Source organism: Litchfieldella qijiaojingensis, assembly GCF_014651875.1.
GTDB classification, from domain to species: Bacteria; Pseudomonadota; Gammaproteobacteria; order Pseudomonadales; family Halomonadaceae; genus Litchfieldella; species Litchfieldella qijiaojingensis.
Genome location: NZ_BMXS01000019.1, coordinates 13,143 through 33,526, shown reverse-complemented (window position 1 = coordinate 33,526; position 20,384 = coordinate 13,143). Strand labels below are relative to the sequence as shown.

General features: G+C 62.3%; 17 protein-coding genes. 2 read left to right on the top strand and 15 right to left on the bottom strand.

Translation table 11 applies throughout. The annotated features are described in order from the left end of the window. Nucleotides 1-176: 176 nt before the first annotated feature. Together kbl and tdh are read right to left on the bottom strand one after the other, a co-directional pair. Nucleotides 177-1,379 carry a glycine C-acetyltransferase gene (gene kbl, locus IE093_RS16290; RefSeq protein ID WP_189471020.1) on the bottom strand — a complete coding sequence of 401 codons (1,203 nt, stop codon included), beginning with the start codon at nt 1,377-1,379 and terminating at the stop codon, nt 177-179. Nucleotide 1,380: 1 nt separating this feature from the next. Beyond that, complete coding sequence (tdh, locus tag IE093_RS16285; protein ID WP_189471018.1) at nt 1,381-2,409, bottom strand: L-threonine 3-dehydrogenase; 1,029 nt, start codon at nt 2,407-2,409, stop codon at nt 1,381-1,383. A gap of 146 nt (nt 2,410-2,555) precedes the next feature. Between tdh and IE093_RS16280 the strand changes: the two genes are divergently transcribed. Further along, a complete protein-coding gene (locus tag IE093_RS16280; protein ID WP_229803660.1) occupies nt 2,556-3,137 on the top strand; it encodes a helix-turn-helix domain-containing protein in 582 nt (193 codons plus the stop codon). On the opposite strand, the gene IE093_RS16275 is transcribed toward IE093_RS16280, so the two are convergent. Then, nucleotides 3,124-5,208 (bottom strand): prolyl oligopeptidase family serine peptidase, encoded by a 2,085-nt coding sequence (locus tag IE093_RS16275; RefSeq protein ID WP_189471016.1) that lies wholly within the window; start codon nt 5,206-5,208, stop codon nt 3,124-3,126. The two genes, IE093_RS16280 and IE093_RS16275, sit on opposite strands and share 14 nt — an antisense overlap. 132 nt (nt 5,209-5,340) lie before the next feature. On the opposite strand from IE093_RS16275, the gene IE093_RS16270 reads away from it, so the two are divergent. Continuing rightward, nucleotides 5,341-5,547 (top strand): DUF3820 family protein, encoded by a 207-nt coding sequence (locus tag IE093_RS16270; RefSeq protein WP_189471014.1) that lies wholly within the window; start codon nt 5,341-5,343, stop codon nt 5,545-5,547. A 337-nt stretch (nt 5,548-5,884) separates the two neighbouring features. Here IE093_RS16270 and IE093_RS16265 read toward each other — a convergent pair whose 3' ends face one another. From IE093_RS16265 to IE093_RS16205, 12 genes are all read right to left on the bottom strand, one after another. Beyond that, nucleotides 5,885-6,652, bottom strand: a complete 768-nt coding sequence (locus IE093_RS16265) for a M15 family metallopeptidase (RefSeq protein WP_189471012.1) — start codon at nt 6,650-6,652, stop codon at nt 5,885-5,887. 31 nt (nt 6,653-6,683) lie between these two features. Further along, a complete protein-coding gene (locus tag IE093_RS16260) occupies nt 6,684-7,961 on the bottom strand; it encodes a TRAP transporter large permease (RefSeq protein ID WP_189471010.1) in 1,278 nt (425 codons plus the stop codon). After that, nucleotides 7,958-8,449, bottom strand: a complete 492-nt coding sequence (locus IE093_RS16255) for a TRAP transporter small permease (RefSeq protein WP_189471008.1) — start codon at nt 8,447-8,449, stop codon at nt 7,958-7,960. The genes IE093_RS16260 and IE093_RS16255 overlap by 4 nt, the downstream gene beginning before the upstream one ends. Nucleotides 8,450-8,508: 59 nt before the next feature. Beyond that, nucleotides 8,509-9,549, bottom strand: coding sequence for a TRAP transporter substrate-binding protein DctP (gene dctP, locus IE093_RS16250; RefSeq protein ID WP_189471006.1), 1,041 nt, complete (start codon nt 9,547-9,549; stop codon nt 8,509-8,511). 109 nt (nt 9,550-9,658) lie between these two features. After that, nucleotides 9,659-10,612 carry a LysR family transcriptional regulator gene (locus tag IE093_RS16245; protein WP_189471004.1) on the bottom strand — a complete coding sequence of 318 codons (954 nt, stop codon included), beginning with the start codon at nt 10,610-10,612 and terminating at the stop codon, nt 9,659-9,661. A 60-nt stretch (nt 10,613-10,672) separates the two neighbouring features. After that, a complete protein-coding gene (locus tag IE093_RS16240) occupies nt 10,673-11,578 on the bottom strand; it encodes an Abi family protein (protein ID WP_189471002.1) in 906 nt (301 codons plus the stop codon). A 231-nt stretch (nt 11,579-11,809) separates the two neighbouring features. After that, nucleotides 11,810-12,232, bottom strand: coding sequence for a putative zinc-binding protein (locus IE093_RS16235; RefSeq protein ID WP_189471001.1), 423 nt, complete (start codon nt 12,230-12,232; stop codon nt 11,810-11,812). A 233-nt stretch (nt 12,233-12,465) separates the two neighbouring features. Continuing rightward, nucleotides 12,466-13,278, bottom strand: a complete 813-nt coding sequence (locus IE093_RS16225; protein ID WP_189470999.1) for a peptidylprolyl isomerase — start codon at nt 13,276-13,278, stop codon at nt 12,466-12,468. Nucleotides 13,279-13,444: 166 nt separating this feature from the next. Further along, complete coding sequence (gene narI, locus IE093_RS16220; protein WP_189470997.1) at nt 13,445-14,122, bottom strand: respiratory nitrate reductase subunit gamma; 678 nt, start codon at nt 14,120-14,122, stop codon at nt 13,445-13,447. Next, the gene (gene narJ, locus IE093_RS16215) at nt 14,119-14,901 is read right to left on the bottom strand and encodes a nitrate reductase molybdenum cofactor assembly chaperone (RefSeq protein WP_189470995.1); all 783 of its coding nucleotides are present in this window, start codon (nt 14,899-14,901) and stop codon (nt 14,119-14,121) included. Before narJ ends, narI begins: the two co-directional genes overlap by 4 nt. After that, nucleotides 14,894-16,483 (bottom strand): nitrate reductase subunit beta, encoded by a 1,590-nt coding sequence (gene narH, locus IE093_RS16210; RefSeq protein WP_189470993.1) that lies wholly within the window; start codon nt 16,481-16,483, stop codon nt 14,894-14,896. Before narH ends, narJ begins: the two co-directional genes overlap by 8 nt. Continuing rightward, on the bottom strand, nt 16,480-20,241 hold the full coding sequence (locus IE093_RS16205) for a nitrate reductase subunit alpha (RefSeq protein WP_189470991.1): 3,762 nt from the start codon (nt 20,239-20,241) through the stop codon (nt 16,480-16,482). The genes narH and IE093_RS16205 overlap by 4 nt, the downstream gene beginning before the upstream one ends. Between the last annotated feature and the right edge of the window lie 143 nt (nt 20,242-20,384).

The window sequence follows — 20,384 nt, the reverse complement described above, 5'->3', positions numbered from 1 at the left end:
ACCATAGAGTAGTGGTGGTGTCCCATCATAGTCATCCCTGTGCCTGGTTGGCGAGGGCAAGCCCTTGATTGGACTGGCTGATCGTAGCCACGGCTATTGAAACGCCGGCGCGAGCAAGTCTGTGTTCCCTTTCGGCTGACGGCGAAAGGGAACACCCGCCCGGGCACCGCCAAGAACTAAATGTCACCACTCAGACCCAGGCGCTCCTTCACCCGGCCGAAGGCCGCCAGGGCGAACTCCAGATCGTCACGCGTCAGGGCCGCCGACACCTGGGTGCGGATACGCGCCTTGCCCTTGGGAACCACGGGGTAAGAGAAGGCGATCACGTAGACGCCCTCCTCCAGCATCGCCTCGGCGAAGCGCACGGCCAAAGCGGCATCATGCAGCATCACCGGCACGATGGGATGTTCTCCCGGGAGCAACTCGAAGCCCAGAACCTCGAGTCCTTGGCGGAAGAAGGCGGTGTTCTCCTTGAGTCGGTCCCGCAGCTCGCTGGATTCCCCTGCCAGCTCTATGGCCTTGAGCGCCCCAGCGACCACCGGCGGCGCCACGGTGTTGGAGAACAGGTAGGGACGCGATCGCTGGCGCAGCAGTGCCACTATTTCCCGGCGGCCACTGGTGTAGCCCCCACTGGCGCCGCCCAAGGCCTTGCCCAGCGTCCCGGTGAGGATGTCCACCCGGTCCAGGCAATTCCGGTACTCGTGGGTGCCGCGCCCGCCCTCGCCGAGGAAGCCGGTGGCATGGCAGTCGTCGACATGCACCAGGGCGTGGTAGCGCTCGGCCAGGTCACAGATCTCGTCCAGCTTGGCGATGTAGCCATCCATCGAGAACACGCCATCGGTGGTGATCAGCTTGAAGCGCGCGCCTGCCTTGTCGGCTGCCTGCAGCTGGGCTTCCAGGTCGGCCATGTCACTATTGCGGTAGCGATAGCGGTTGGCCTTGCACAGGCGCACCCCGTCGATGATGCTGGCGTGGTTGAGCTCGTCGGAGATCACCGCATCCTCGGGGCCGAGCAGCGTCTCGAACAGGCCCCCGTTGGCATCGAAACAGGACGGATAGAGGATGGTGTCCTCGGTGCCGAGGAATTCGCTAAGCCTCGCCTCGAGCTGCTTGTGAAGGGTCTGGGTGCCGCAGATGAAGCGCACCGAGGCTAGCCCGTATCCCCACTCCTCCAGGCCGGCCCGGGCCGCCGCCTTGACCGCCGGGTGCTGGGCGAGCCCCAGGTAGTTGTTGGCGCAGAGGTTCAGTACCTCGCCATCCCGCGCCACGCCCACATGGGCGCCCTGGGGCGTGGCCAGTTCGCGTTCCCGCTTGAACAGGCCGGCATTCTCGATGGCCTCTAGCTCGTCGCGAAGGTGCTGCTGAAAGGCTCCGTACATGTCATGACTCCCAGTTGAGAACGACCTTGCTCGCTTCTCCGCTCAGCATGGCATCGAAGCCGCGCTGAAACTCGGTATAGGGCAAACGATGGGTGATCACCGGCGAAATATCGAGACCGGACTCGACCATCACCGACATCTTGTACCAGGTCTCGTACATCTCGCGGCCGTAGATGCCCTTCAGCGTCAGCATGTTGAAGATCACCGTGTTCCAGTCGATGGCCATCTCCTCGGTGGGAATACCCAGTATTGCCACCTTGCCGCCGTGGCACATGTTGGCCAGCATGTCGCGGAAGGCGGCGGGGCTGCCGGACATCTCCAGCCCCACGTCGAAGCCCTCGGCGAGGCCAAGCTCATGCTGCACGTCGGAGAGCTTCTCGTGGCGCACGTCCACGGTGCGGGTGGCACCCAGGCGCTGGGCCAGTTCGAGACGTTGCGGGTTGAGGTCGGTGACCACCACGTGGCGCGCGCCAGCGTGGCGGCACACCGCCGCGGCCATGGCGCCAATCGGCCCGGCGCCAGTGATCAGCACGTCCTCGCCGAGCAGGTCGTACTGCAAGGCGGTGTGCACGGCGTTGCCCAGGGGGTCGAACAGCGCGGCCACGTCGAGATCGATGCCCGGCTTGTGCTCCCACACATTGGACATGGGCAGGGCCACGTATTCGGCGAAGGCCCCGGGACGGTTGACACCCACGCCGCTAGTGTGGGCGCACAGGTGGCGGCGCCCGGCCAGGCAGTTGCGGCAGCGCCCGCATACCACATGGCCCTCGCCTGAGACGATCTGGCCCGGGTGGAAGTCGTTGACGTTGGCGCCGACCTCGACGATCTCGCCGACGAACTCGTGGCCCACCACCATGGGCACGGGAATGGTCTTCTGCGCCCAGTGATCCCAGTTATAAATGTGCACGTCGGTACCGCAGATGGCCGTGCGTTTCACGCGCACCAATACGTCGTTGATGCCGACCTCTGGCATGGGTACCTCTTCCAGCCACAGCCCCGGTGCTGCCTCTCGCTTGACCAGTGCCTTCATCTGCCGCCTCCTTGAATTTGTGAATGGCCTCTTCGCTGGTAATCCCTGCCTGGGCGTTTACCATAAAGGAAGAAATTCCAGCATAGTAGAAAATCCCCTATGCAGGAAATTTATCCACTATATTGGATTTTAACGGAGGGGCCCGAGTGACCAAGACACCATCGAGACAGGAGGATGGCGGCGGTCAGTTGCTGTGCGATCGCGTTATCGAGCTGCGCAAGAAACGGGGCCTGACCCTGGACCAGCTGGCGTCCGCCTGCGGGGTCAGCCGCTCGATGCTTAGCCAGATCGAACGGGGACGTGCCAATCCCACCCTCGCGGTGACCTTGCGCATAGCCCAGGCCTTCGGACTGAGCATTGGCGACTTGGTCGACCAGCCCTGGACCACCTCCAGCATCGAGGTGATACGCGGCAACGACACCACTCACCTGTTCCGCGATGATCACGAGTGCCGCATCCGCACCCTTTCGCCGCTTCACCTCGAGAAGCATGTCGAGTTCTACGAACTGCGCATCGCGCCTCATGCCAGCCTGCACAGTGCGCCGCATTTCGAGGGTACTCGAGAATTATTGACCATTAGCCGGGGCAGTGCCCGGATCATTGCCGGCGACAACGCATGCCACTTGGCCGCGGGGGATTCGGCGCACTATCACGCAGACCAGGAACACACCATCGAGAACGACAGCGATGACGAGCTACTGGCCTTCCTGGTGGTCACCTACGAATAGGGCGTCGCGGGAACAGTGCCTGCCTGAGGAAGGTATAGGCCAGCGCCTGCATGTAAGCCTGCTGGCGGTTGTCGGCCGCCCCGCCGTGGCCACCCTCGATGTTCTCGTAATAGAGCACCCGATGCCCCTGCTCGCTCATGCGCGCCATCATCTTGCGTGCATGGCCGGGGTGGACGCGGTCGTCGCGCGTGCTGGTCAGCAGCAGTAGCGGTGGATAATCCGCTTCGGCATAGAGATTGTGATAGGGCGAATAGTGGCTCAGGAAATGCCAGTCGTCGCTGTCGGGATCGCCGTATTCGGCCATCCACGAGGCACCGGCCAGCAAGCGGTGGTAGCGGCGCATATCGAGTAGCGGCACCTGGCAGACCACGGCACCGAACAGTTGTGGATAAGTCACCAGCATGTTGCCCACCAGCAAACCGCCGTTGGAGCCGCCCTGGATGCCCAAATGCCTGGGCGAGGTGATGCCGCGCGCGATCAGGTCCTCGGCGACCGCGGCGAAGTCCTCGTAGGCCTTGTGGCGCTCGGCCTTGAGCGCGGCGCGGTGCCAACGCGGGCCATATTCGCCGCCGCCGCGGATATTGGCGACCACATAGACGCCACCCTGGCTGAGCCAGCCCCGACCGACCCCACCGCTGTAGCCGGGCGTCAGCGAGATCTCGAAGCCACCATAGCCATAAAGCAGCGTCGGGTTCTTGCCATCGGCCTTGATGTCTTTTCTGGCCACCATGAAGTACGGCACACGAGTACCATCCCGGCTGGTGGCGAAATGCTGGCTGACAGCCAGTCCCTCGGCCTCGAAGAACGCCGGGGCCGACTTGAGCTTATGCGGTGCTTCGCCGACCCTCCCATAAAACAGTGTGGTCGGCGTGAGATAGTCGGTGACGATCATGAAATAGTCGTCGGATTCCTCGTCATCCACCGCACTCACACTCACCGTTCCGATCCCGGGAGCACCGGCAAGCGGCTCTTGCGCCCACTCCCCATCTCCAGGGGTAAGCACATACAGCCGGTTCTTGACGTTATCCAGGACGTTGAGGATGAAATGATTTCGAGTCCAGGTGGTGGCCGCCAGCGAGGTGGTCTCGCTGGGCTCGAACAGCACCCGGAACTCACGCTCACCAGCCATGAAGGCATCGAAATCTGCCGCCAGCAGCGCCCCGGCAGGATAGGTCTCGCCCGTGACACTCCAGGGCTCGCGCAATTCCAGGATCAGCCAGTGCCGATGCACCTGCTTGCGGGCCGAGTTGGGCACCTCGATCTTGAGTAGTGTGTCATCCTCGGCGCGCAGGTAGAGTTCATTGTCGTAGAAGGCCCGTGAACGAACGACGAAGTCTCGCTCGTAGCCACGGGTGTGATCGCGCATGGCGCCGATGGACATGTCATCCGGCTCGCCCGTGTAGACCGTGGTCGCCGCACTCAACGGTGTGCCGCGCCGCCACTCCTTGACGATGCGCGGATAACCCGACGCGGTCAGCGAGCCCTCGCCGAAATCGGTATAGACATAAACGGTGTCCTTGTCGATCCAGCTCAGCGCTCCCTTGGCCTCGGCGCGGAAGAAGCCGTCGTCGACCCAGCGCTTGTCGACGAGATCGAACTCTCGGGTCACGTCGGCGTCGGCACCACCCCGCGATAATGAAATCAGGCAGTGCCGGTAGGGCTCGTCCGGGTCTCGTGGCTTGAGGCAATGAGCACCGTGCCACACCCAATTCTCACCCTCGGCGGCATTGAGGGCATCGAGGTCGATCAAGGTTTCCCACTCAGGCTGCGGCTTGCGGTACTCGTCCGGTGTGGTGCGCCGCCACAGGCCTCGTGGATGATCCTTGTCCTGCCAGAAGTTGTAGTAGTACTCGCCGCGTTTGGCGACGAAGGGGATCCTATCATCGGAATCAAGGATGGCTAGCAGGTCGCTGCGTAGCGACTCGAAATCGGCGGCGGCTTCCAGTCGAGTCTGGGCCACCGCATTTCGTGCCTTGACCCACTCCAGCGCCTGCTCGCCGTTAACCTCCTCGAGCCACAAGTAGGGATCGTCCGCCTCATCCAGCGCCCCATTATGTGACGTCTTGCCCATGTCGGCTCTCCTTCGCTACCCGATCACATCACATTAACAGAGTTGCCGGTTCGCAGCCTGGCACCGTAGAGTAATGGCGACCAAGACAGGTGCGATGACACCATGGAACAACACGGCAAAGGAGCGCGGCACATGGCCCCCGAAGACTTGAAGAAGCTGGTCACCCGCAAGATGCCGTTCGGCAAATACGAAGGCCGGCTGATCGCTGATCTGCCCGGATCCTACCTCAACTGGTTCGCCCGGGAAGGCTTCCCGCCCGGCGAGATCGGCCAACTACTGCAACTAATGCACGAGATCGACCATAACGGGTTGGAACCGCTGCTTGACCCATTGCGGTAGGTAGTGCGAGCGACCTCGCCGTGACATGGGACAACCACCTCATCAACGCGGCGGTATTACGTGCCAACCAAGGCAACAGACTAGCGAACGCCTTGGCACGCAATTGCAGGTTGCTCCGTTCAATCGCCTGTAGATCAGGGTCTCCTGTATAGAACATGGTGCACCTCCCCGATGCGCAGTTGCCCGATTCGCAGCGGCAAAGTGAGTGCCTTCACACCCTTGCCTTGCTACATGTCTGTGACTGTAGCCTGTTCACCGATGAAGAAACATTGGCAACATGTGAAAGCCTACTTTGCATGAATGCAGAGATAGACTCTGACATCGGCTTGATTGACCACTACAACTGTCGCCGCCAGCGGCTTTCGATAGTGTCGAGCTCGGTGGGCCCGTAAAGCGCCCGGTCATGGCCACCATAATAGGCCCACAGCTGATCGCCGTAGTCGTAGTGCCACCACTCGCTGGGCAGGTTGGTGAAGCCTTCGGCATGCATGGCGTTATAGAGCAGCCGGCGATGGTCGCGAGCATGACGCTGGTGTTCGTCGAGGTTCTCCAACCGCTCGAGATAGTCGCTGTGCGAGGCGGGGCTCGCCTCGTCGAACAATGAACCCATATCCAGCATCAGACCGTCTGCGTCGCATAGCGTCACGTCCACCGCCCCACCGGTGAGGTGCGGGCTCGGCGCCAACGGATCGCGGCTGGGCACCGAGACGAATTCGCGGGTACGCTCGAGAAGCGTTTCCTCGTCGAATTCGGGGCGGTGGGTGTGGATGGTCTCGTACAGGGTATCGAACAGGTACTGCTGCACCCGCCAAGGGCGCCATCCATCCAGCACCACCAGACCAATGCCATCCGGTAGCGCCCGGGCCACCGCCAGCAAGCGCCGGTAGACGCTTTCGCGAACGTAGCACTCCGGTACCGCGCCGGGGATGCCCAGCCGGGCATAGGCGGGAAACACCTTGACCGGTTCCGGTGCCAGGCTCATCGGCACCAGCGGCTCGTCGCTGGGCTCGATCGGCAGGCGGCTCAGATCGTCCCAGCACGGCTCGGCGAGGTGGGGGATCGATGTCTTGGCCCAAGCGCCAAGATGAGAGTCGGACAAGGTCATGCGGGAATTCCAAGGCAGTCGTACATAGAGCCTAGCCGAGCACCGTGGGCAACCACAGCGTCAGGCCGGGAAACAGGATCAGCAGAAATAGCACCAGCAACGCCATCAGCACGAACGGCCAGATGGTGCGGAACAGCGCCGTGATCTCGAGCCGGCTGACTGCCGCGGCGACGAACACGCAGGCACCCATCGGCGGCGTAATCAGGGCAATGGTGATATTGAGGGTGATGATGATGCCGAGGTGCACCGGGTCGATGCCGGCCATCATCGCCACCGGCGAGAAGATCGGTGTCAACAGCATCAGCGCCGAGACCTCTTCCATGAACATGCCAGTGACGAAGGTGATGGCACTCAGTAGCAGCAGGACCAGTACCGGCTGCTCGACATACGGCGCAAGCAGCGATACGAACTGTGTCGGCACCTGGGCATAAGAGAGTAGCCAACTGATCGTCGCCGCGGCGGCCATGATCAGGAAGATCGCCGACGTCAGCCGCGTGGTGACGATGACCGCCTCCCAGAAGTCCGCCAGCCGCAACTGACCCAGCAGCACACCGCACAGGGCGACATAGAGCGCGGTCAGCGCCCCCGACTCGGTCGGCGTGACAAAACCCATCACGATGCCAGCGACGATGATGAACGGCGCGATCAGCGCCGGTAACGCCCCGACTACAGCCATGCCCAGTTCGCCGAGGGAGGGCCATTGCCCGCGTGTCGCCATCCCCTTGCGCCAGGCATACCAGGCATTCATGGCCATGAATGCAAGCCCCAGGATCAGGCCCGGGATCACGCCCCCCAGGAACAGGTCGCCGACCGAAGTATTGGTCAGCGAGGCATACAGGATCATGAAGATGCTCGGCGGGATGATCGGCCCGATCAGCGAACTGCCAGCCGTCAGCCCGGCTGCGAAGGCTGTCGAATAGCCCTCCTTGCGCATCGAGGGTACCAGTAACGAGCCCAGCGCCGAGGTATCGGCTACCGCCGAGCCGTTGACCCCGGCGAAGAATACGCTCGATACCACGTTGACATGCCCCATGCCGCCACGCAGGTGCCCCACCATCAACCGCGCCAGGCCCATCAGTCGCTCGGTCAGGCCACTGGCGTTCATCAGGTTGCCGGCCAGAATGAACAGCGGAATCGCCATCAGCGAGAACACATTGATGCCGCCAAAGAACTGCTGCGGCATCATGCGCGGCAGCATCGCCAAATCGACGAACAGAAAGCCGACCGCCGCCGTGACCAACAAGGCCAGGAATAGCGGCAACCCCAGCAGTACGTGCGCGAGAAAGACCGCGAGCATGGTCAACGTCATACGGCCTCCTCCGCCTGGGACGGCAGCGGCGCCGGCCCGTACCATAGCGCCTGCCAGGCCAGAAGACCGAAGCCGACTGGTAGCGACAGCATCGGCAAGGTGCGGCTGATGCCCAGCCCCGACGTAGTGAACATCGACACCGATTGGGCATAGCGATAACTGAAGATCGCCCCGGCGATGACCAGGCACAGCGTCAGCAGCCACTGGTAGAGACGGAGCAGCCGGCACAATGGAGTGGGCAACAGGCGCTCGATCAAGGCAACGCGCATATGGCCGCCTTCCACCCATACCGCGCCTGCCGCGAGCATCACGCTGCCGATGATCAGGAAGCGTGCCAGTTCATCCGTCCAGATCGGCGCGCCACCCGCCAGGTAGCGCATGAACACGCCGTACAGGATCACGGCCAGATTGATCAGCAGCAGTGCACTGGCGACGAACAGCGACACAGGACGGCTAACCGCCAGCACCCGCGAGCGAAGCGAACTCATATCGGCATCCACGAAATCATCGGAAACTCGGCAGGGAGAACCCCTGCCGATATTAGGAATCACTCAGCCAGCTGCACCATACCGGCATCCTGCAGCGCCATGTCGATCCAACGCTGGTCGATGCCCTGCTCCTCGGTGAGCCAGTCGAGATAGGCTGGCTGGCCTTGCTCTCGGAACGCCGTCAAGTCCTCGCCGGAGGGGCGGATGACTTCCATGCCCTGCTCTTCGAGATAGGCAATGCGTTCGTCCACCTTCGCCTCATTGTGCTCACGGGCCATGACGTTGGCCTCGGCGACCGCCTCCAGGAAGGCTTCGCGAGTGTCCTCGTCCCAGCCGTCGATCATCATGCCGTTGCCGACCAGGAACTGGTCGGAGTACTGGATGTTGGCCAGGGTCAGGTAGTCCTGCACTTCGTAAAGGCTGCCGAGGATGATGTACATCGGCGGGTTCATCTGGCCATCGGCCACCCCGGTGCGCAGTGCCATGTAGACCTCGGTCCAGGGGATCGGTGTACCCGAGGCGCCGAAGGCCTCGTAGAGCGCTACCTGGCTGGGGTCCATGGCGCGGAAGCGCAAGCCTTCGAAGTCGGTCGGCGAATGGATCGGCTTCTGGTTGTTGGTGAAGGCCAGGAAGCCGCCTTCCTCGACTACCGCCAGCAGTTCGATGCCGGTGCGTTCGCGCAGGGCATTCTCGACCTCCTGCCAATACTCGCCTTCGTCGAAGAACTCACGCGCATCCTCGAAGTCCTCGAACAGGAACGGAATGGCGCTGACGAAAACCTCGGGCACCAGCGGCGACATCCCGGCGAAAGACGCCACGTTGAGGCTCGGGGAGTTCATGGTCTGCTCCATGCGCTCCTGTTCCTCGCCCAGCATGCTGTTGGGATAAAGCTTCAGCTCGATCTCGCCGCCGGTCTTCTCCTCCACCAGTTCCTTGAGGTTGGTAGCGAAGACATGCACGGCGTTCTTGTCGGGATCGGGCGCCCCATTGTAACTAAGGTTGACGGTGGTCGCCGCCTGGGAGGTGCCGGCCAGGGAGACGGCACTCAGCAGGCACGCCGACGCCAGTGTCTTGAGTGGAAAACGGGAAGTCGGTGACATGGATAGGAACTCCTTATTGTTGTCGACCCGTGGTGCGGAGATCTCCGCTACTCATTAGGACTTTGCAGCAAGCAGGCTAACTATTGCGCCGTTGACTATGCAATCCCACTTATGTTGCCTTTAATGCAACACCCTGAGCATCCAGCAGACGCGGCGAGTCGGCGTTGAAGAAACGCATGCCCCGGCGCAGATGATCGACGCAAGCCTGGGCCGCCACCGTCAGCTCACGCCCTCCGCGACTCACGATTTGCGCCCGTGCGCCATTCAAGGCCTGGTGTGCCATGGGCAACACGCGAATATCTCCCTGGCGGATCTCCTCCATCACCGTCAACTCAGGCATGAAGGTCACGCCGATTCCAGAGCGCACAAAGTTCTTGAGCACCGCCACCGAGTTGGTGCGCAGCCGGGCCTGGAGATGCACCCGCTCCTGTTGGGCCACAAGGTTGACCATCTGGCGCATGCCGAAGCAGTTATCCATCAGTCCCAGTGGCCAGGTCGTCAGGTCGGCCAACGTCACCGGTCGCCCGAGCGCCAGTAGCGGATGCTCGGGCGGTACGATCAGATCCAGCGGCTGGCGGGTCTCGACATGGGGATGCAGCAGAGGGTCGACCGGCGGAGCGTACAACAAGGCCAAGTCGACTTCGCTATCCTTGACCAGCGATATCGCCTCGTTGACACCAGCCATCAGCACCTCGAGCTCGATGCCCGGAAAGGCGGCCATGAACGACTGCAACGGCGCGGAGATGAGATCGGCGATGAAGCCCTCACCCACCGCAATGCGCACCTCGCCACGCTCCAGCCCCTGCAAGGCCATGAGCTGCGACAGCACGGCTTCCTCGGCGGTGCGCTGGGCATGGTAGTGCTCGACCAGCAGCCGGCCCGCCTGCGTCGCGCGCACGCCATTGCCATGACGCTCGAGCACGGCTACCCCAAGGCACTCCTCGAGACCCTTCAATTGCCGGCTGACCGCCGACGCATCGATGTCCAGATAGGCCGCCGCCTTGCGCAGCGACCCGCGCCGAATCACTTCGCCCAGGTACGCCAGGGCGCGTTGGTTGAGCATCGTGATTTCCTTATCCATATAGACACGACATTATCGCCAAGCAACGGACAGGATTCGACGTCAATGGCTCCAAAGCGGCCGGTTCTGCCAATCTTCAGGGAAACCCATCCAGCCAACATCTATGGCATAACGCTCCATGAGCTCTGCCAATCGTTGCCGAAAGTGATGGTTTCTGCTAATGCAATCAAGTAGATAGGCCAGCATCGTCAAGGTGTTATAGAGCCGCCGCTGACGGGATTCACCAGGCAAGGAAACCAGGCTTTCTCCGAGTTCCTTGGGATCACGTGGCAACACAAATTTGACCGCCAACTCCCGATTCCACAACCGAGCATGGTGAGCACAGTGGTTACGCACGACACTGAGGTGATGCAGAAAGGAGATCAGCAACCGCTCATCCAGGCCATAAACCCGCGAAATGGCATTACGGTCTTCTCGGTGTGCCAAATGATCCATCCATTTGGAGAGTTGACCGAAGCTCATGATTTCAACGACAGCCCAGATAGGCGGCAACGGCTCTTCATATTGATCGCGAAAATGTTTGATGAAGATTTCGCGATTGTTTTGCACGTCACGTAATAGCCCAGCAAGTCCATTGCGGTAACACCATCTCCCGCTGTCCTTGAAGAGATTACTTTGCAACAGTGAGTGGGCGCCGTGTCGACGACCGATTTGATATGCAAAATGACCGCGCACCGAGACTTCGACTCGCTCAATGGCATCGAGTAACAGTAACCTCAGCTCCCGGTCGAATAGGTAGTGGTCGAGTATGGTTTCGAAACACGCGCCTTGCCTGAACCGATGGCTATCATGATCTTCTTCAAAGGGGAGCCAATACGCAGCGAGCCGGTAGTAATTCAAATGAGCGAGATAATGAAGGGCTCTGGGCTCGTCGCCCACTTGCATACCACGCTGCTTGAGCCGGGCAAGTTGTTCAACATAGGTCAGAGCAGGTTTGTCGTATTTCATAGGCCACACAAAAAGTAACCCCCCATGGTGCGCTGATCTTACGGGAAGCGTGGGGGGTGTTGTTGGTTCATACTTTAGCGATACAACTCGGCAACGTCAACGACACAAGAGGATGCTAGACCGTTTGTTACCTAGCCTCCCGTCAGTTCATGAATCGAACCACCTGCACGTCGCCGTCGGTGGTGAAGTGATGGCGCTCGGGCTTATGGTCCATGGCGCCGATGAGCGCATTCACTCGATCTCGACGTCCGTATCGATGGGCAGCCGCGCGATCAGTTCACCGACACCCTTGGTGACCGTTTCGATGGTCACCTCGTCGTACAGCCTGCCCTTGCGCTTGCGCAGGCCCTGTTCGTAAAGCTTGACGTGTTCAGTGGGGGTGACGCCGGCGTTGGCCAGGCAATGGCTGGCACAGTGCATCTGGCAGCCGTCGATGGCGACAATCGGGCGCCCTGAGCGCGCCAAGCGCACCAGGCCGGGAACGCCACCGCCCACCCCGGTGATGCACGACATCTCGGCGACACCGCCATGATCGAGGCGCAGTGCCACTTCATTGGCCAGTTGCGCGACATCGGAGCACCCCGAGCAGGAATACACCAGGGTGCGTGGCTTGCGGTGCTGACGTTTATCGATCTCATTCGGCTTACTGGGCATCTTGCCTCCCTTGAGATGGATGAGTCGGTTCAACCGCCGAACTGGGCATTGGGCAGGAATGCATTGCGCAACACTGCACTCCCTCGACCGGCGTGGCCGCCTCGATCAGCCGCGCTGCAAGCAGATCACCGCTGCCCGTCCTCGTCGAAACCGCGAGTGTCGGAAACGGTCAGCACGGCGATACCGAGCGGCACGAAGGGTGCGTCTGCATGAACATGGGCCATAGGGATGTCCTATTGCATGAGTGAGCCATCGGCATCTTCATCGAGAACGATACCGTCGACACCAATTCGGGCCTCGAGCGCCAGCAGATAGTGGCGCAGGGCGCGGCGAGTGGCCTGTTCACGCAGGGTATGGCGAACTCGCTCGGCAACCTGTTCGAAGGGCAGTTCATGCACCTCGCGGCGCTCGTCGATGATGACCACATGCCAGCCGTAGCGGGATGCCAATGGCCGCTCGTGCAGGCCTTCGGACAGATGCTGAAGTGCACGATCGAGTTCGGCGACGGTCTGGCCCGGTGTCAGCCAGCCCAGCTCACCACCCTCGTCCTTCGATGGGCAGGCGCTATGGCGTTGGGCGAATTCGGTAAAACGCTCGGGCGCCGTCCTGAGCGCCTCGATCAGTTCCTGGCCAAGCCGATACTGGGCGTCGCGAGCCTCAGCATCGTCAGGAGCGGCGGCCAGCAGTACATGACGTACTCGTATCCGGTCAGGCTCACTGAAACGGGTCGGCGCGGCGGCATGGAAACGGCGGCAGTCGTCGTCGCTAGGCTCAGGAACGTCCAGCTCCCTTTCGAGCAGCGCGGCGATCGCCAGGTCGGTTTCCTCCTCTCCCGTCACGTCGAGACCGAGCTCTGTGGCGCGCTGGCGCAACAGTTCGCGCACCACCAACGCGCGGGCCGCCTTGAGCTGGGCGTTGCCGGCACTGTCCGCCGGGTGATACTGCATCTCGCGGGCGATGGCTTCCTCAGCGATTGTGCTATCGCCGACCCGGATGGGCGGAGGGGTGATGCCCGCCGGGATCTGCTCGATATCGATCATTTGCATAGTGATGGCTCCTTGGCGCGCATGTGCTGACTCGTAAGGGCGCCGGAGACAGGTCGCAGAGGGGGTCTTTTGCCATGGATGGCAAAAGTAGCGCCCATGGAGGGGTTCACAGCGCCCCCTCGTAGACCTGTCGCCGGAAAAGCCCGTTGCCCCTTGCTGCCCAGTTTCAGGCCCGGCGGCGGACAATTTGATAACGACGCGTCACATAACCAAGCGGCACGCTCCACACATGCACCAGGCGGGTGAACGGGAACACCAGCACGATGGTCAGGCCGACCAGGATGTGCAGCTTGTAGATCCAGCCGATGCCTTCCAGATGCGCTGCGGCGCCGCCCTGGAAGAACACGATGGACTGGGCCCAATGAGCGAGCCGGATCATCACGCCACCATCGAGGTGACCGAGCGCCGGAATGATGGTCGCGAGGCCCAGTGTCACCTGTACCACCAGCAGGCCGATAATCAGGGTATCCATGGGGCTGGACGAGGCGCGCACGCGGGCATTGGTCAGGCGGCGGTGGAACAACATGGCGCCACCGATCAGGCACATCACCCCGGCGATGCCGCCAACCACGATGGCGATCACTTGCTTGGTACCGGCGCTCATGAACGGTGCATAGACCCAGTGCGGCGTCAGAAGCCCCACCAGGTGGCCGAAGAAGATGGTGATGATACCGATATGGAACAGGTTGCTGGCCAGGCGCATATGTTTCGACGACAGTAGCTGGCTGGAACCGGTCTTCCAGCCGTACTGGCCGTGGTCGAAGCGCAGCAGGCTGCCGATCAGGAAGACACTACCGGCAAGATAGGGATAGAGCCCGAACAGTAGTGAGTTGAGGTAGTTCATGGCAGGTCTCCGTTAATGTTCTGAGCGGAGCTGGCGGGTTCGAGAATGCGCACCGCTTCGCCCTGGGTTGCCCGTTTGCGCTCGGCCAGCCGCCGCCCCTCGGCGGACTGCAGCGCGCAATCCTGGTCGGAAGCGGCCGAGAAACGCACCGCCTCCTCTTCCCACACCGCATCCAGCGCCTCGGGGGTATTGTCCGGGGCCTCTTCCTTGACCTGCGGACGGTGGGCCTCGACATCGCCTTCGGCACCGATCAGCGCCAGCAAGGCCAGCGGCACCAGGGCATGCCCGGCCTCGCGCTCTTCCAGCCGTGCGGCAAGCAACGCCAGGATATGGCGGATCTCGCCCAGCCAGCGGGCGATCTCGGTCTCCGAGCGGGTGGAGAGGAACTCCAGGAACAGCGGCAGGTAGTCGGGCAGTTCGCGAGCGTCGAGTTCGAAGCCGGCGCCCTCGTACTCGGCAAGCAGGTCTACCATGGCCTGGCCGCGATCGCGCGATTCGCCGTGAACGTGCTCGAACAGCAATAACGAGGTTGCTCGCCCCTTGTCGAACTGAGCCACGTAGGTGGCCTGCAGCTCGAGCAGATCGGCTTCCGCGATGCGCTGGCACCAGGCCATCAGCTCGGTGCGCAGTGCCGCGGACCAGCGACGCTCGGCATCGATGATCTCGATCATGTCGCCCGCCGCTTCCTGCAGCTCAGGTGTCGGGTAGTCGAGCAGGCGGGCCAGCACGCGCAGGCTGCGCATGCCGACGGGTTCGATTTGCAGTGCCACCTCAGCCATGATTCGCCTCCTCACTCTCGTTATCGCGCCGAACCTCGCTCTTAGCATGGGGATCGTAGACGTCGACCGGCTGCACCAGCCTGGTGGTCTGCTTGCGGCCACCGAACAGGCTCGCTTCGCTGTCACCGCCATGGCAGCCGTTGCCGAAGCTGAAACCGCAGCCGCCGCGCTCGGGGAAGGCTTCGGTGGCCATCTCGCGATGACTGGTGGGAATCACGAAGCGGTCCTCGTAGTTGGCGATGGCCAGGTAGCGGTACATTTCCTCCACCTGGGCTTCGCTCAGGCCCACGGCCTCCAGCACGCTGGTGTCGGCCTGGCCTTCGACGTGCTTGCCGCGCATGTAGAGGCGCATCGCCATCAGGCGCTTGAGTGCCAGCACCACGGGCTCCTCCTCGCCGGCGGTGAGCAGGTTGGCCAGGTACTTCACCGGGATACGCAACGATTCGATCTTGGGCAGCACGCCGTCATATTCGACGTGACCGGCTTCCGCCGCGGACTGGATCGGTGACAGCGGCGGTACGTACCACACCATCGGCAGGGTGCGGTATTCGGGATGCAGCGGCAGCGCCAGCCCCCAGTCGATGGCCATTTTGTAGACTGGCGACGCCTGAGCGGCCTTGATCACGCTGTCGGGGATGCCATTCTGCTTCGCTTGGGCGATCACCTTCGGGTCGTGCGGATCGAGGAATATCTCGCATTGGCGGTGATAGAGATCGCGCTCGTCGGCGGAGCTGGCCACTTCCTCGATACGGTCGGCGTCGTAGAGCAGCACACCGAGGTAGCGGATGCGGCCCACGCAGGTCTCGGAGCACACGGTCGGCTGACCGGCCTCGATGCGCGGGTAGCAGAAGATGCACTTCTCGGATTTGCCGGTCTTCCAGTTGTAGTAGATCTTCTTGTACGGACAGCCGGAGATGCACATCCGCCAGCCACGACACTTGTCCTGGTCGATCAGCACGATGCCGTCTTCTTCGCGCTTGTAGATCGCGCCACTCGGGCACGACGCCACGCACGTCGGGTTGAGGCAGTGCTCGCACAGTCGCGGCAGGTACATCATGAAGGTGTTCTCGAACTGGCCATAGATATCGGCCTGGACCTGTTCGAAGTTGGCATCCTTGCGGCGCTTGGCGAACTCGGTGCCGAGGATCTCCTCCCAGTTCGGGCCCCATTCGATCTTGTTCATGCGCTGGCCGGAGATCAGCGAACGCGGACGCGCCACCGGCTGATGCTCGCTTTGTTTGGCGGTGTGCAGATGCTGGTAGTCGAAATCAAACGGCTCGTAGTAGTCGTCGATCTCGGGCAGATCGGGGTTGGCGAAGATGTTCGCCAACACTCGCCACTTGCCGCCGATGCGCGGCTCGATCTTGCCATCTTTGCGACGCAACCAGCCCCCCTTCCACTTCTGCTGGTTCTCCCACTCTTTGGGGAAACCGACGCCAGGCTTGGTCTCGACGTTGTTGAACCAGGCGTACTCCACGCCCTCGCGACTGGTCCAGACGTTCTTGCAGGTCACCGAACATGTGTGACAACCGATGCACTTGTCGAGATTGAGGACCATGCCTACCTGTGAACGGATCTTCATTTCACGGCCTCCTGTACGGTGTCATTGCCCTCACCGTCCAGCCAGTCGATACGCTTCATCTTGCGCACCATGACGAACTCGTCGCGGTTGGAGCCGACCGTTCCGTAGTAGTTAAAGCTGTAAGCGAGTTGCGCATAGCCGCCGATCATGTGGGTCGGCTTGGGACACACGCGCGTCACCGAGTTGTGGATACCACCACGGGTACCGGAGATCTCAGAACCGGGCACATTTACGTTGCGCTCCTGGGCGTGGTACATCATCGCCATGCCGTTCTTGACCCGCTGGCTGACCACCGCGCGGGCGGCAATGGCGCCGTTGGCGTTGTAGAGCTCGATCCAGTCGTTGTCCTCGACGCCGATCTCGGCGGCGTCGTCCTCCGAGAGCCATACCACCGGACCGCCGCGGTTGAGGGTCAGCATCAACAGGTTGTCGCTGTAGGTGGAGTGGATGCCCCACTTCTGGTGCGGGGTAATCCAGTTCAAGGCTTTCTCCGGGTTACCGTTGGATTCCACCTGCACCCCGGCCAGCGCCTTGGTGTCGATGGGCGGACGGTAGACCAGCAGGCTTTCACCGAAGGCGCGCATCCAGGGATGGTCCTGGTAGAACTGCTGGCGGCCACTCACCGTGCGCCACGGAATCAGTTCGTGGACGTTGGTGTAGCCAGCGTTGTAGGAGACGTGCTCGTCCTCGAGGCCGGACCAGGTCGGGCTGGAGATGATCTTGCGCGGCTGGGCGACCACATCGCGGAAACGGATCTTCTCCTCTTCCTTGTTGACGGCCAGGTGGGTGTGGTCGCGCCCGGTGATCTTCGACAGCGCGCCCCACGCCTTGACCGCTACCTGACCGTTGGTTTCCGGGGCCAGCGACAGGATCACCTCGGCGGCGTCGATGGCCGTCTCGATCTTCGGGCGGCCCTTGGCCGGACCTTCCTGCTTGACGTAGTTGAGCTTGCCGAGCAGCTCGATCTCGCTGTCGGTGTTCCAACTGATGCCCTTGCCACCGTTGCCGAGCTTGCCCAGTGCCGGGCCGAGCGAAGTGAAGCGCTCGTAGGTGGCCGGGTAGTCCCGCTTGATCTCGATCAGCGCCGGCATGGTCTTGCCGGGGATCGGCTCGCACTCGCCTTTCTTCCAGTCCTTGACCTCGGGCTGGGCCAGCTCGGCGGGCGAGTCGTGCTGATGCGGCAGGGTGACCAGGTCGGTCTCCTCGCCCAGGTGCCCCACGCAAACCTCGGAGAAGGCCTTGGCGATGCCCTTGTAGATCTCCCAGTCGCTGCGCGACTCCCAGGCCGGATCGGTGGCAGCGGTCAGCGGGTGGATGAAGGGGTGCATGTCGGAGGTGTTGAGGTCGTCCTTCTCGTACCAGGTCGCCGTGGGCAGCACGATGTCCGAGTAGAGGCAGGTGGTGGACATGCGGAAGTCCAGGGTCACCAGCAGATCCAACTTGCCTTCTGGCGCGTCGTCGTGCCACACCACCTCCTCCGGCTTTCGACCGCCCTCGACGCCCAGGTCCTTACCCTGGATGCCGTGACGGGTGCCCAGCAGGTACTTGAGCATGTACTCGTGGCCCTTGCCGGAGCTGCCCAGCAGGTTGGAACGCCAGATGAACATGTTGCGCGGGAAGTTCCGCGGGTTGTCCGGATCTTCCGCGGCAAAGCGCAATTCACCGCTCTTGAGTTGGGCAACCACGTAATCGGCGGTGGTCATGTTGGCCGCCTCGGCGGCCTTGGCCAGGCGCAGCGGATTGGTGCCGAGCTGCGGCGCGGATGGCAGCCAGCCCATGCGCTCGGAACGCACGTTGAAATCGATCAGGCTACCGCTGTAGTCGGCTGGATTGGCCAGCGGCGAGAGGATCTCCTTGATATCCAACTTCTCGTAGCGCCACTGGCTGGAGTGGTTGTAGAAGAACGAGGTGGAGTTCATGTGACGCGGCGGACGCGTCCAGTCAAGACCGAATGCCAGCGGTTGCCAGCCGGTCTGCGGGCGCAGCTTCTCCTGGCCCACGTAGTGGGCCCAGCCACCACCGCTCTGGCCGATGCAGCCGCACATCACCAGCATGTTGATCAGGCCACGGTAGTTCATGTCCATGTGGTACCAGTGGTTCATGCCGGCACCGACGATGATCATGCTGCGACCGCGAGTCTTGTCGGCGTTGTCGGCAAACTCGCGGGCGATACGGATGCACTGCTCGGCGGGCACGCCGGTGATCTTCTCCTGCCAGGCCGGGGTATACGGGCGGATCTGGTCGAAGGAAGTGGCGCCGTCGTCCTCACCCTCTTCACCGAAGCCACGGTCGATGCCGTAGTTAGCGCACATCAGGTCAAACACGGTGACCGCCAGCACCTCACTGCCATCGGCCTTGGTCAAGCGCTTGGCGGGCAGGCTGTGGTACAGCAGCTCGTCTCCCGCCACATGATCGAAGTGCTCGTGGGCAATGCCACCGAAATAGGGGAAAGCCACCTTGGCCACGTCGTCATGCTTCCCGGCCAGGGTCAGCAGCGGCTTGATTTCCTCACCGTCAGCGTCGCGCGGCTCGAGGTTCCACTTGCCCTCCTCACCGCTCTTTTCACCCCAACGGAAACCGATCGAGCCACGCGGTACCACCAGTTGATCACGGGTCTCGTCCCAGGCGACGGTCTTCCACTCGGGGTTGTTGTCCTGACCGAGGCTCGCTGCGAAGTCGCTGGCACGCAGTTGCTTGCCGGGGACGAAGCTGCCGTCGTCGCGCCTCTCGAGCTCGACCAGAAACGGCATGTCGGTATAGCGCCGCACGTAGTCGGTGAAGTAAGCGCTGGGCGCCTCTAGGTGGAACTGCTTGAGAATGACGTGGCCCATGGCCATGGCCAGCGCGGCATCGGTGCCCTGCTTGGCGGAGAGCCATTCGTCGGTCAGCTTGGAGACCTCGGCATAGTCCGGAGTCACGGACACCGTTTTGGTGCCCTTGTAGCGCACTTCAGTGAAGAAGTGCGCGTCGGGGGTGCGGGTCTGGGGCACGTTGGAGCCCCAGGCGATGATGTAGCCGGAGTTATACCAATCGGCGGATTCAGGCACGTCGGTCTGCTCGCCCCAGGTCATCGGTGAGGCCGGCGGCAGATCGCAGTACCAGTCGTAGAAACTCATGCACACACCGCCGATCAGCGACAGGTAGCGGCTACCGGCGGCGTAGCTCACCATCGACATGGCCGGAATCGGCGAGAAGCCGATGATGCGATCGGGGCCATACTGCTTGGCGGTATAGACGTTGGAAGCGGCGATCAGCTCGTTGAGCTCGTCCCAGTCGGCTCGCACGAAGCCGCCCATGCCGCGGGCACGCTTGTACTGCTTGGTCTTGGTCGGGTCCTCGACGATCGACGCCCAGGCGTCCACCGGGTCCGGGTTGGCCTTGATTGCCTCGCGCCACAGCGCCAGCAGCGGCTTGCGGATCATCGGATGCTTTAAGCGGTTGGCGCTGTACAGGTACCAGGAATAGCTGGCCCCTCGTGGGCAACCACGCGGCTCATGGTTGGGCAGGTCGGGGCGGGTACGCGGGTAGTCGGTCTGCTGGGTTTCCCAGGTGACCAGGCCGTTCTTGACGTAGATCTTCCAGCTGCACGAGCCGGTACAGTTCACCCCGTGGGTGCTGCGCACGATCTTGTCGTGTTGCCAACGTGCACGGTAGCCGTCTTCCCAGGCACGGGATTCATCACGAACCTCACCATGATCGTTGGCGAATGGCTCGCGGGTCTTGCGAAAGAAATTCAGCCGGTCAATGAAATGACTCATGGTCGATCTCCAGGCTCCTCATCAAATGGGCGACCGCTCGAGGCGGCTCCTGATGAGGATTCTGGGAGATCGATCGGCGAATTACTGCCCGGTTACCTCCATATACCCGGGGTCTACCACCAAGGGGATAGAGCCCCCTGTTA

Bases quoted from the DNA above. Each gene is read 5' to 3' on its own strand.
- kbl (WP_189471020.1), bottom strand. From the start codon at position 1,379: ATGTACGGAGCCTTTCAGCAGCACCTTCGCGACGAGCTAGAGGCCATC.
- tdh (WP_189471018.1), bottom strand. From the start codon at position 2,409: ATGAAGGCACTGGTCAAGCGAGAGGCAGCACCGGGGCTGTGGCTGGAA.
- IE093_RS16275 (WP_189471016.1), bottom strand. From the start codon at position 5,208: ATGGGCAAGACGTCACATAATGGGGCGCTGGATGAGGCGGACGATCCC.
- IE093_RS16270 (WP_189471014.1), top strand. From the start codon at position 5,341: ATGGCCCCCGAAGACTTGAAGAAGCTGGTCACCCGCAAGATGCCGTTC.
- IE093_RS16265 (WP_189471012.1), bottom strand. From the start codon at position 6,652: ATGACCTTGTCCGACTCTCATCTTGGCGCTTGGGCCAAGACATCGATC.
- IE093_RS16260 (WP_189471010.1), bottom strand. From the start codon at position 7,961: ATGACGTTGACCATGCTCGCGGTCTTTCTCGCGCACGTACTGCTGGGG.
- IE093_RS16255 (WP_189471008.1), bottom strand. From the start codon at position 8,449: ATGAGTTCGCTTCGCTCGCGGGTGCTGGCGGTTAGCCGTCCTGTGTCG.
- dctP (WP_189471006.1), bottom strand. From the start codon at position 9,549: ATGTCACCGACTTCCCGTTTTCCACTCAAGACACTGGCGTCGGCGTGC.
- IE093_RS16245 (WP_189471004.1), bottom strand. From the start codon at position 10,612: ATGCTCAACCAACGCGCCCTGGCGTACCTGGGCGAAGTGATTCGGCGC.
- IE093_RS16240 (WP_189471002.1), bottom strand. From the start codon at position 11,578: ATGAAATACGACAAACCTGCTCTGACCTATGTTGAACAACTTGCCCGG.
- IE093_RS16235 (WP_189471001.1), bottom strand. From the start codon at position 12,232: ATGCCCAGTAAGCCGAATGAGATCGATAAACGTCAGCACCGCAAGCCA.
- IE093_RS16225 (WP_189470999.1), bottom strand. From the start codon at position 13,278: ATGCAAATGATCGATATCGAGCAGATCCCGGCGGGCATCACCCCTCCG.
- narI (WP_189470997.1), bottom strand. From the start codon at position 14,122: ATGAACTACCTCAACTCACTACTGTTCGGGCTCTATCCCTATCTTGCC.
- narJ (WP_189470995.1), bottom strand. From the start codon at position 14,901: ATGGCTGAGGTGGCACTGCAAATCGAACCCGTCGGCATGCGCAGCCTG.
- narH (WP_189470993.1), bottom strand. From the start codon at position 16,483: ATGAAGATCCGTTCACAGGTAGGCATGGTCCTCAATCTCGACAAGTGC.
- IE093_RS16205 (WP_189470991.1), bottom strand. From the start codon at position 20,241: ATGAGTCATTTCATTGACCGGCTGAATTTCTTTCGCAAGACCCGCGAG.